The following is a 12223-nucleotide window of genomic DNA, read 5'->3' on the forward strand; positions in this document are numbered from 1 at the left end:
GTTGTTATCCTCGTAAGGTCGCGGTTAACCCTTTCTGGCAGGCATACTGCTGGGCAAAGTCGAGCAGGTCTGGCGCATCAAGCGGTTTTTCCGGGGCGTCATAGGGCAGATTAAGTAAGTGATATTTGTTGATGCCCAGCGTGTGGTAGGGCAGAAAATGAATTTCGCCAACGTGCAGCTCGTCGGCGGCAAAATCGGTAATGGCTTTTACAGAGGTTTCGTCGGCATTAAAGCCCTGAATCAGCGGCACGCGGATAATGATTTTTTTGCCCGCTGCGGCGAGTTTTTTCAGGTTATCCAGCACCTTGGCGGCGTTACCGTCGGTCCACTGTTTAAACGGCGCGTCGGCAATGTGTTTTAAATCGGCAAGAAACAGATCGATATAGGGCAGAGAAGGGGCGATATATTTCCACGGCACATGCAGACAGGTTTCTACCGCAGTATGAATGCCTGCCTCGTGGCAGGCTTGCAGTAGCGCCGTCGCTATTTCCGGCTGCATAAAGGGTTCACCACCCGAAAGCGTTAAGCCGCCGCCGCTGCGATCGTAAAACGGTTTATCGCGCAGAACGGTCGCCATGATCTCCTCAACGCTTTTCACTTCCCCACACACGGTTAACGCCTGTGTCGGGCAGCAGTCGGTTAGCGCCGTCAGATGCTCCGGGTTTAACTTTTGCCGATGAATAAGCAAACCATTCAATGCGCGCTCAATCACTTCCGGCGCTGCCTTAGCGCACAGCTCGCAGCCTTCCAGACACAGTCGTGCGTCATACAGCAGATCCTGCGTGCGGGCGCGGCTTTCCGGGTTCTGACACCAGCGGCAGCCCAGCGAACAGCCTTTAAGAAATACGACCGTGCGGATACCGGGGCCATCATGGGTCGAGTAGCGCTGAATATTGAAAATCATAGTTGCCTCTCTATTTCGTTCAAACATTAAAATACTTTTGAATGAAAGTTGGATTGATGTGCGTCAACTGTTCAGAGAGTTTTCCCGTGATAGTCTACATTCAGACAAAAAGTACATTTTGAGGATGGTTATGGAACTGTATCTGGATACTTCAGACGTTGTTGCGGTGAAGGCGCTGTCACGTATTTTTCCGCTGGCGGGTGTGACCACTAACCCAAGCATTATCGCCGCGGGTAAAAAACCGCTGGATGTTGTGCTTCCGCAACTTCATGAAGCGATGGGCGGTCAGGGGCGTCTGTTTGCCCAGGTAATGGCTACCACTGCTGAAGGGATGGTGAATGACGCACGTAAATTGCGTTCTATTATTGCGGATATCGTGGTGAAAGTTCCGGTGACCGCCGAGGGGCTGGCAGCTATTAAGATGTTAAAAGCGGAAGGGATTCCAACGCTGGGAACCGCGGTATATGGCGCAGCACAAGGGCTGCTGTCGGCGCTGGCAGGTGCGGAATATGTTGCGCCTTACGTTAATCGTATTGATGCTCAGGGCGGTAGCGGCATTCAGACTGTGACCGACTTACACCAGTTATTGAAAATGCATGCGCCGCAGGCGAAAGTGCTGGCAGCGAGTTTCAAAAACCCGCGTCAGGCGCTGGACTGCTTACTGGCAGGATGTGAATCAATTACGCTGCCACTGGATGTGGCACAACAGATGATTAGCTATCCGGCGGTTGATGCCGCTGTGGCGAAGTTTGAACAGGACTGGCTGGGAGCGTTTGGCAGAACGTCGATTTAACCGGACGTTCTGCATCCTCATAAATTGCTGATGACGTGGCGGAGTGCCGCGTCTTATCTGGCCTGGAGGTGGCAATTACTGCCCGCACACCTCACACCCCGGATTACGCATCAGTTTCATTTCGCGAAACTGACAGGTCATCGCATCATACATGACGATTTTCCCGCTGGCCGGTTTGCCATAACCTGCCAGCAGTTTGATCGCTTCCATTGCCTGCAACGAACCAATTACGCCGATCAACGGTGCCATCACGCCTGCTTCTACGCAGGTTAACGCGTTCTCGCCAAACAAACGGCTAAGGCAGCGATAGCACGGTTCGCCGTCCTGATAAGTGAAGACCGTGATTTGCCCTTCCATACGAATTGCCGCGCCGGAAACCAGCGGCACCTTCGCGGCAAAACAGCCTGCGTTCAGTTGATTACGTACCGCAACGTTATCCGTACAGTCGAGCACCAGATCGTGTTCAGCAATCAATGCTGCAAGTTCTGCGTCATCTAGCAGTGCATTGACTGGCGTAATCGCGATATGTGGGTTGATCCGCGTCAGGGCGTCACGGGCGGATTCCACCTTCGGTTGCCCGACCGTGGCATCACTGTGCAGTGTCTGGCGTTGCAGATTCGAGAGCGAAACCGTGTCGAAGTCGAGCAGCGTCAGGTTGCCGACACCGGCGCTTGCCAGATACTGCGAAGCTGCGCAGCCGAGTCCACCGAGGCCGACGATCAGCACACGAGAATCTTTTAGCGCCTCCTGACCGTCAAAATCAAAACCGCGCAGAATGATTTGCCGGTTGTAGCGCAGCATCTCCTGATCGCTGAGTTCCGCCATTACAGGCCTCCGAACAACGCGTTAAACGGTTCTACTTCCACCCATTCGCCCACGTCCACATTGCCGCGATCGCGTTCCAGCACGATAAAGCAGTTGCCGAGACTAAAGGAGCTAAATATATGTGAACCCTGATGTCCGGTGGTCGTCACTTCAAGTTCACCGTCGGCGTTGCGTTGCAGCACGCCGCGCTGGAAATCAAGACGTCCTGGCGTTTTTTTCAGGCGGGACGCTGTGCGTACGCGCTGGCGCGCGGGCAGGCCGCTGGCGGTGTTGCCGCTTAGTTTTGCCAGCAAAGGCTGTACCAGTTGATAGAAGGTCAGCGTCGCTGAAACCGGGTTGCCCGGCAGGCCGCAGAACCAGCTATTGCTGAGTTTACCGAACGCGAACGGTTTACCTGGTTTAATCGCCAGCTTCCAGAAGGCGATCTCCCCCAGCTCTTCAAGAATCGTTTTGGTGTAATCCGCTTCACCCACTGAAACACCGCCGGAACTGATCACTACATCCGCCTGGCTGTCGGCTTCAATAAATGCGGCGCGCAGGGCATGGGGATCGTCGCGGATAATCCCTAAGTTGATTACCTCGCAACCCAGCTGTTCTAACATCAGGTGTACGGCGAGACGGTTGGTGTCGTAGATTTGGCCGTCGCCCAGCGGCTGACCGGGCAACTGGAGTTCATCACCGGTAGAAAAAAGCGCTACACGCACTTTACGAATCACCGGAACTTCGGCAATCCCCAGTGAAGCAATTACTGGCAGCTCTGCGGTAGTCAGGCGAGTTCCCGCCGGGAAAACAACCGCACCTGTAGAGATATCTTCACCGCGACGGCGAATATTTTGCCCGCTACGCACTTCAGCAGTAAAACGCACGCCATTGTCCGTTTGTTCAGTCTGCTCCTGCATCACCACCGCTTCGCAGCCTTCCGGCACCGGCGCACCGGTCATAATACGAATGCAGGTGCCCGCAGGCCATTCACCATGATACGGCTGACCGGCAAAGGATTTACCGGCAACGGGCAGCGGTTGCCCGGAGGCAATATCGGCTAAACGCACCGCGTAGCCGTCCATTGCGGAGTTATCAAACCCCGGAACATCAAGCGGCGAAACGACATCGCTCGCCAGAATACGACCAAAACACTGTACCAGTGGCAGCGTTTCCTGGGCGGTCAGTGGGGTGACGCGAGAAAGCATCTCATTAAGCGCGGTGTCGAGCGACATCAATCCGGTGGTAAATTCCATGAAAACACTCCTGCGGAGGCAAAATCGAATTTGCCTATTATGTCAGAAAAACGCCACAGACTGTATGCCACCTCGGGCGTAGCGTTGGCTCCTGCCTTTACATGCCATATCCATCTTTCTATATTCAAAAATTGAATGAGTAATTCATAAAAATTCTGATATTTATAGCAAAAGTGGCGAGCCACCCTTAATGGACGAATACTATGGGCAAAGCAGTCATTGCAATTCATGGTGGCGCAGGTGCAATTAGCCGCGCGCAGATGAGTCTGCAACAGGAATTACGCTACATTGAGGCGTTGTCTGCCATTGTTGAAACCGGGCAGAAAATGCTGGAAGCGGGCGAAAGTGCGCTGGATGTGGTGACGGAAGCGGTGCGTCTGCTGGAAGAGTGTCCACTGTTTAACGCCGGAATTGGCGCTGTCTTTACGCGTGATGAAACCCATGAACTGGACGCCTGTGTGATGGATGGTAACACCCTGAAAGCCGGTGCGGTGGCGGGCGTTAGTCATCTGCGTAATCCGGTTCTTGCCGCCCGGGTGGTGATGGAGCAAAGCCCGCATGTGATGATGATTGGCTAAGGGGCAGAAAATTTTGCGTTTGCTCGTGGCATGGAGCGCGTCTCGCCGGAGATTTTCTCCACGCCTTTGCGTTATGAACAACTACTGGCAGCGCGCAAGGAAGGGGCAACCGTCCTCGACCATAGCGGTGCGCCACTGGATGAAAAACAGAAAATGGGCACCGTGGGGGCCGTGGAGTTGGATTTAGACGGCAATTTGGCGGCAGCCACGTCCACAGGCGGAATGACCAATAAATTACCCGGACGAGTTGGCGATAGTCCCTTAGTGGGTGCCGGATGCTACGCCAATAACGCCAGTGTGGCGGTTTCTTGTACCGGCACGGGCGAAGTCTTCATCCGCGCGCTGGCGGCATATGACATCGCCGCGTTAATGGATTACGGCGGATTAAGTCTCGCGGAAGCCTGCGAGCGGGTAGTAATGGAAAAACTCCCTGCGCTTGTCGGTAGCGGTGGCTTAATCGCTATCGGCCATGAAGGGAATGTCGCGCTACCGTTTAACACCGAAGGAATGTATCGCGCCTGGGGCTACGCAGGCGATACGCCAACCACCGGTATCTACCGTGAAAAAGGGGACACCGTTGCCACACAGTGATGAACTTGATGCCGGTAATGTGCTGGCGGTTGAAAATCTGAATATTGCCTTTATGCAGGACCAGCAGAAAATAGCTGCGGTCCGCAATCTCTCTTTTAGTCTGCAACGCGGTGAGACGCTGGCAATTGTTGGCGAATCCGGCTCCGGTAAGTCAGTGACTGCGTTGGCATTGATGCGCCTGTTGGAACAGGCGGGCGGTTTAGTACAGTGCGATAAAATGCTGTTGCAGCGGCGCAGTCGCGAAGTGATTGAACTTAGCGAGCAGAGCGCTGCACAAATGCGCCATGTTCGCGGTGCGGATATGGCGATGATATTTCAGGAGCCAATGACATCGCTGAACCCGGTATTTACTGTGGGTGAACAGATTGCCGAATCAATTCGTCTGCATCAGAACGCCAGTCGTGAAGAAGCGATGGTCGAGGCGAAGCGGATGCTGGATCAGGTACGCATTCCTGAGGCACAAACCATTCTTTCACGTTATCCGCATCAACTCTCTGGCGGGATGCGCCAGCGAGTGATGATTGCGATGGCGCTGTCATGCCGCCCGGCGGTGCTGATTGCCGATGAGCCAACCACCGCGCTGGATGTCACTATTCAGGCGCAGATCCTGCAATTAATCAAAGTATTGCAAAAAGAGATGTCGATGGGCGTTATCTTTATCACGCACGATATGGGCGTGGTGGCAGAGATAGCCGATCGGGTACTGGTGATGTATCAGGGCGAGGCGGTGGAAACGGGTACCGTCGAACAGATTTTTCATGCACCGCAACATCCTTACACCCGTGCGCTGTTAGCTGCTGTTCCGCAACTTGGTGCGATGAAAGGGTTAGATTATCCCCGACGTTTCCCATTGATATCGCTTGAACATCCAGCGAAACAGGAACCCCCCATCGAGCAGAAAACGGTGGTGGATGGCGAACCTGTTTTACGAGTGCGTAATCTTGTCACCCGTTTCCCTTTGCGCAGCGGTTTGTTGAATCGCGTAACGCGGGAAGTGCATGCCGTTGAGAAAGTCAGTTTTGATCTCTGGCCTGGCGAAACGCTATCGCTGGTGGGCGAGTCTGGCAGCGGTAAATCCACTACCGGGCGGGCGTTGCTGCGCCTGGTCGAATCGCAGGGCGGCGAAATTATCTTTAACGGTCAGCGAATCGATACCTTGTCACCTGGCAAACTTCAGGCATTGCGCCGGGATATTCAGTTTATTTTTCAGGACCCTTACGCTTCGCTGGACCCACGTCAGACCATCGGTGATTCGATTATCGAACCGCTGCGTGCACACGGTTTATTGCCAGGTAAAGACGCGGCTGCACGCGTTGCGTGGTTGCTGGAGCGCGTGGGCCTGTTACCTGAACATGCCTGGCGTTACCCGCATGAGTTTTCCGGCGGTCAGCGCCAGCGCATCTGCATTGCTCGCGCGTTGGCATTGAATCCAAAAGTGATCATTGCCGACGAAGCCGTTTCGGCGCTGGATGTTTCTATTCGCGGGCAGATTATCAACTTGTTGCTCGATCTCCAGCGTGATTTCGGCATTGCGTATCTGTTTATCTCCCACGATATGGCCGTGGTAGAGCGGATTAGTCATCGTGTGGCGGTGATGTATCTCGGGCAAATTGTTGAAATTGGTCCACGGCGCGCGGTCTTCGAAAACCCGCAGCATCCTTATACGCGTAAATTACTGGCGGCAGTTCCGGTCGCTGAACCGTCCCGACAACGACCGCAGCGTGTACTGCTGTCGGACGATCTTCCCAGCAATATTCATCTGCGTGGCGAAGAGGTGGCAGCCGTCTCGTTGCAATGCGTCGGGCCGGGGCATTACGTCGCACAACCACAATCAGAATACGCATTCATGCGTAGATAACATTCAGGCGGAGAATAAAATGGCAAGAGCTGTACACCGTAGTGGGTTAGTGGCGCTGGGCATTGCGACAGCGTTGATGGCATCTTGTGCATTCGCTGCCAAAGATGTGGTGGTGGCGGTAGGAGCGAATTTCACCACGCTCGATCCGTATGACGCGAATGACACGTTATCTCAGGCCGTAGCGAAATCGTTTTACCAGGGGCTGTTCGGTCTGGATAAAGAGATGAAACTGAAAAACGTGCTGGCGGAGAGTTATACCGTTTCCGATGACGGCATTACTTACACCGTGAAATTGCGGGAAGGAATTAAATTCCAGGATGGCACCGATTTCAACGCCGCGGCGGTGAAAGCGAATCTGGACCGGGCCAGCGATCCGGCGAATCATCTTAAACGCTATAACCTGTATAAGAATATTGCCAAAACGGAGGCGATCGATCCGACAACGGTAAAGATTACCCTCAAACAGCCGTTCTCAGCGTTTATTAATATTCTTGCCCATCCGGCGACCGCGATGATTTCACCGGCAGCGCTGGAAAAATATGGCAAGGAGATTGGTTTTCATCCGGTGGGAACCGGACCGTATGAACTGGATACCTGGAATCAGACCGATTTTGTGAAGGTGAAAAAATTCGCGGGTTACTGGCAGCCAGGATTGCCCAAACTGGACAGCATAACCTGGCGTCCGGTGGCGGATAACAACACCCGCGCTGCAATGCTGCAAACCGGTGAAGCGCAGTTTGCTTTCCCCATTCCCTACGAGCAGGCCGCACTGCTGGAGAAAAACAAAAATATCGAGTTGATGGCCAGTCCGTCAATTATGCAGCGTTATATCAGTATGAACGTGACGCAAAAGCCGTTCGATAACCCGAAGGTCCGTGAGGCGCTGAATTACGCCATTAACCGTCCGGCGCTGGTGAAAGTTGCCTTTGCGGGCTATGCAACGCCAGCTACTGGTGTGGTACCGCCAAGTATCGCCTACGCGCAAAGTTATAAACCGTGGCCTTACGATCCAGTGAAAGCGCGCGAATTACTGAAAGAGGCGGGATATCCCAACGGTTTCAGTACCACGCTGTGGTCGTCACATAACCACAGCACCGCGCAGAAAGTGCTGCAATTTACCCAGCAGCAGTTAGCGCAGGTCGGGATTAAAGCCCAGGTGACCGCGATGGATGCCGGACAGCGGGCGGCAGAAGTTGAAGGTAAAGGGCAAAAAGAGAGCGGCGTGCGGATGTTCTACACTGGCTGGTCGGCTTCAACCGGCGAAGCGGACTGGGCGCTATCGCCACTGTTCGCCTCGCAAAACTGGCCACCGACGCTGTTTAATACCGCATTTTACAGCAATAAACAGGTGGACGACTTCCTGGCTCAGGCACTGAAAACTAATGATCCGGCGGAAAAGACCCGCTTGTATAAGGCGGCGCAGGATATCATCTGGCAAGAGTCGCCGTGGATCCCGCTGGTGGTAGAAAAACTGGTGTCGGCACACAGTAAAAACCTGACCGGTTTTTGGATCATGCCAGACACCGGCTTCAGCTTTGAAGACGCGGATTTGCAATAAGCAACGCAGGGAGTGGAATGCTTAATTACGTTATCAAACGCTTACTGGGGTTGATTCCGACGCTGTTTATCGTCTCGGTGCTGGTGTTTTTATTTGTGCATATGCTGCCCGGCGATCCGGCGCGATTGATTGCCGGGCCCGAAGCTGATGCGCAGGTTATAGAACTGGTGCGTCAGCAGCTGGGGTTGGATCAGCCGCTGTATCACCAGTTCTGGCACTATATCAGCAATGCTGTGCAGGGGGATTTTGGCCTGTCGATGGTGTCGCGTCGTCCGGTTGCCGATGAGATTGCCAGCCGCTTTATGCCAACGCTGTGGCTGACCATAACCAGTATGGTCTGGGCGGTGATATTTGGTATGGCGGCGGGAATTATCGCCGCGTCTGGCGTAATCGTTGGCCGGATCGATTGAGTATGACCATTGCGGTGTCGGGGATCTCGTTTCCGGCATTTGCGCTGGGGATGCTTTTAATTCAGGTATTCTCCGTTGAACTGGGCTGGCTGCCTACCGTGGGAGCAGACAGTTGGCAGCACTACATTTTATCCTCCCTGACGCTCGGCGCGGCAGTGGCAGCCGTGATGGCGCGCTTTACCCGCGCGTCGTTTGTCGATGTTTTAAGCGAAGATTATATGCGTACCGCGAGGGCGAAAGGGGTGAGCGAAACCTGGGTTGTCCTCAAACACGGGCTACGTAACGCGATGATCCCGGTAGTGACCATGATGGGCTTACAGTTTGGCTTTTTGCTCGGTGGTTCTATCGTGGTGGAGAAAGTTTTCAACTGGCCCGGACTTGGACGCTTACTCGTTGACTCCGTAGAAATGCGCGATTACCCGGTGATTCAGGCGGAAATTCTGCTTTTCTCGCTGGAATTTATTCTTATCAACTTAGTGGTGGATGTGCTTTACGCCGCCATTAACCCGGCTATCAGGTACAAGTAAGGATGCGACTATTTAACTGGCGACGTCAGGCGGTGTTAAACGCCATGCCACTGGTCAAACCTGACCAGGTGCGTACACCGTGGCATGAATTCTGGCGACGATTTCGCCGTCAGCATATGGCGATGACCGCCGCATTATTCGTTATTTTATTGATTGTGGTGGCCATTTTTGGACGCTGGATCGCTCCCTATGACGCCGAAAATTATTTTGATTATGACAATCTGAATAACGGACCTTCTTTGCAGCACTGGTTTGGCGTCGATTCACTGGGGCGCGACATTTTCAGCCGTGTCCTGGTTGGTGCGCAAATCTCGCTGGCGGCGGGCGTGTTTGCCGTGTTTATCGGTGCGGCGATCGGGACGTTGCTGGGCTTGTTGGCTGGATATTATGAAGGCTGGTGGGATCGGCTGATCATGCGCATTTGCGATGTGCTGTTTGCCTTCCCGGGTATTTTACTGGCGATCGCTGTTGTTGCGGTGTTGGGAAGCGGCATTGCTAACGTGATTATCGCAGTCGCCATTTTTTCCATCCCCGTGTTTGCCCGACTGGTGCGCGGCAACACGCTGGTGTTGAAACAGCAAACCTTTATTGAGTCAGCACGCAGTATTGGTGCCAGCGATATGACCATTTTATTGCGTCATATCTTGCCTGGGACCGTCTCGTCTATCGTGGTGTTTTTCACCATGCGCATTGGCACCTCGATTATCTCTGCCGCCAGCCTGTCATTTCTCGGCCTCGGTGCGCAGCCGCCGACACCAGAGTGGGGAGCAATGCTCAATGAGGCACGAGCGGATATGGTTATCGCGCCGCATGTCGCTGTTTTTCCGGCCCTGGCTATTTTTCTGACCGTACTGGCGTTCAATTTGTTGGGCGATGGTTTACGCGATGCGCTGGATCCGAAAATTAAAGGATAGTTACGTTTGAATATTGCTTGAAAGGGTAATCACCTCACAGGAAATTATTGCCCTAAGCAAGTGTTGTAACTTTCTGCTGATTTTGTAGAATCGGGTAATTTGGTTAAAAAGCCGCAGCAAGGGACTATTTTTGCAGCGGCACAGCGTTCAGATAGTTATTTTGTTAAATGTATTAACATGCTGAGTTTATACGAAAAGATAAGGCTGATAATTTTATTTTTATTGGCAGCACTGTCATTTATTGGTCTTTTTTTCATCATTAACTATCAACTGGTATCGGAACGCGCGGTAAAACGTGCCGATAGCCGCTTTGAACTTATTCAGAAAAACGTTGGCTATTTCTTTAAAGATATTGAACGTTCGGCCCTGACATTAAAGGACTCACTGTATTTATTAAAAAATACAGAGGAGATTCAACGCGCCGTGATTCTGAAAATGGAAATGATGCCATTTTTAGACTCGGTGGGACTGGTACTTGATGATAATAAATATTATCTCTTTTCACGGAGGGTGAATGATAAAATCGTTGTTTATCATCAGGAACAAGTAAATGGACCGCTTGTCGACGAGTCAGGGCGGGTTATTTTTGCCGATTTTAACCCATCGAAACGACCGTGGTCGGTGGCTTCAGATGACTCTAACAACAGCTGGAATCCGGCATACAATTGCTTTGATCGTCCGGGTAAAAAATGTATCTCTTTTACGCTACGTATCAACGGCAAAGATCACGATTTGTTAGCGGTAGATAAAATTCATGTCGATTTAAACTGGCGGTATTTGAACGAGTATCTTGATCAAATCAGCGCTAATGATGAAGTTCTATTTTTGAAACAAGGTCATGAGATCATTGCCAAGAATCAACTCGCTCGTGAAAAACTGATTATTTATAATAGCGAAGGTAATTATAATATTATTGATTCTGTCGATACGGAGTATATTGCAAAGACATCAGCAGTGCCAAATAATGCATTGTTCGAAATCTATTTTTATTATCCTGGCGGTAATTTATTGAACGCATCAGATAAACTTTTTTATCTACCGTTTGCGTTCATTATTATCGTGTTGCTGGTGGTATATTTCATGACCACACGTGTGTTCCGTCGGCAATTTTCTGAAATGACCGAGCTGGTTAATACGCTGGCGTTTTTGCCCGACTCAACGGATCAGATCGAGGCTCTGAAAATTCGCGAAGGCGATGCGAAAGAGATTATCAGCATCAAAAATTCGATCGCGGAAATGAAAGATGCCGAAATTGAACGGACAAATAAATTGCTCTCACTGATCTCTTACGATCAGGAAAGCGGTTTTATTAAAAATATGGCGATTATTGAGTCCAACAATAATCAGTATCTGGCTGTGGGGATCATCAAACTGTGTGGTCTGGAAGCCGTGGAAGCGGTGTTTGGTGTTGATGAACGCAATAAAATCGTCAGGAAATTGTGTCAGCGAATTGCCGAGAAATATGCGCAATGCTGCGATATCGTGACATTCAATGCCGATCTCTATTTACTTCTGTGTCGGGAAAATGTACAGACATTTACCCGTAAAATAGCGATGGTAAACGATTTTGACAGCAGCTTTGGCTACCGCAATCTGCGCATCCATAAGTCTGCCATTTGTGAACCTTTGCAGGGGGAAAACGCCTGGAGTTACGCAGAAAAACTGAAACTGGCGATTTCCAGTATCCGTGACCATATGTTCTCCGAGTTTATTTTCTGTGATGACGCGAAACTCAACGAAATAGAAGAGAATATCTGGATTGCGCGTAATATTCGCCATGCAATGGAAATTGGCGAACTATTCCTCGTCTATCAACCGATCGTTGATATTAACACCCGCGCCATTCTGGGCGCGGAGGCGTTGTGCCGTTGGGTTTCTGCGGAGAGGGGGATCATTTCACCGCTGAAGTTCATTACCATTGCTGAAGATATTGAAGTGGCACACTGAATTTGGCCACCTGAACAGAGGTGATATGCTCACCTCAGAACAACACAGGTGCTCCAATGAAAAAAAGAAATTTTAGCGCAGAG

7 protein-coding genes and 3 pseudogenes are annotated in these 12223 nt (G+C 51.7%); 7 read left to right on the forward strand and 3 right to left on the reverse strand.

Going from position 1 to position 12223, the window contains the following annotated elements; all coding sequences use genetic code 11:
• Nucleotides 1–4: 4 nt before the first annotated feature.
• Nucleotides 5–904 (reverse strand): glycyl-radical enzyme activating protein, encoded by a 900-nt coding sequence (locus tag BGK49_RS13865; protein WP_005040550.1) that lies wholly within the window; start codon nt 902–904, stop codon nt 5–7.
• A 130-nt stretch (nt 905–1034) separates the two neighbouring features.
• On the opposite strand from BGK49_RS13865, the gene fsa reads away from it, so the two are divergent.
• Entirely contained in the window at nt 1035–1697 is a 663-nt protein-coding gene (gene fsa / locus BGK49_RS13870) for a fructose-6-phosphate aldolase (RefSeq protein ID WP_004981835.1), read from the forward strand.
• Between the two features lie 75 nt (nt 1698–1772).
• On the opposite strand, the gene moeB is transcribed toward fsa, so the two are convergent.
• Both moeB and moeA read right to left on the reverse strand, forming a co-directional pair.
• A complete protein-coding gene (gene moeB, locus BGK49_RS13875) occupies nt 1773–2522 on the reverse strand; it encodes a molybdopterin-synthase adenylyltransferase MoeB (RefSeq protein WP_000829216.1) in 750 nt (249 codons plus the stop codon).
• A complete protein-coding gene (gene moeA / locus BGK49_RS13880; protein ID WP_000397367.1) occupies nt 2522–3757 on the reverse strand; it encodes a molybdopterin molybdotransferase MoeA in 1236 nt (411 codons plus the stop codon). The genes moeB and moeA overlap by 1 nt, the downstream gene beginning before the upstream one ends.
• A 203-nt stretch (nt 3758–3960) precedes the next feature.
• Here moeA and iaaA point away from each other — a divergent pair.
• From iaaA to BGK49_RS13915, 6 genes and pseudogenes are all read left to right on the forward strand, one after another.
• A pseudogene (gene iaaA, locus BGK49_RS30465) lies at nt 3961–4926 on the forward strand (beta-aspartyl-peptidase).
• Entirely contained in the window at nt 4913–6784 is a 1872-nt protein-coding gene (gsiA, locus tag BGK49_RS13895) for a glutathione ABC transporter ATP-binding protein GsiA (RefSeq protein ID WP_001120565.1), read from the forward strand. The pseudogene iaaA and the gene gsiA overlap by 14 nt, the downstream one beginning before the upstream one ends.
• Nucleotides 6785–6803: 19 nt before the next feature.
• Nucleotides 6804–8342: a glutathione ABC transporter substrate-binding protein GsiB gene (gene gsiB, locus BGK49_RS13900; protein WP_000090124.1), complete on the forward strand. Its 1539-nt coding sequence runs from the start codon at nt 6804–6806 to the stop codon at nt 8340–8342.
• 17 nt (nt 8343–8359) lie between these two features.
• Nucleotides 8360–9279 (forward strand): annotated as a pseudogene (gene gsiC, locus BGK49_RS13905) (glutathione ABC transporter permease GsiC).
• Nucleotides 9280–9281: 2 nt separating this feature from the next.
• Nucleotides 9282–10193, forward strand: a complete 912-nt coding sequence (gene gsiD, locus BGK49_RS13910) for a glutathione ABC transporter permease GsiD (protein WP_001236056.1) — start codon at nt 9282–9284, stop codon at nt 10191–10193.
• Between the two features lie 177 nt (nt 10194–10370).
• Nucleotides 10371–12125 (forward strand): annotated as a pseudogene (locus BGK49_RS13915) (CHASE9 sensor domain-containing protein); the annotation flags it as partial.
• Nucleotides 12126–12223 lie beyond the last annotated feature (98 nt).

The sequence above is a fragment of the Shigella sp. FC1544 genome, from assembly GCF_001722145.1.
GTDB lineage: Bacteria > Pseudomonadota > Gammaproteobacteria > Enterobacterales > Enterobacteriaceae > Escherichia > Escherichia coli.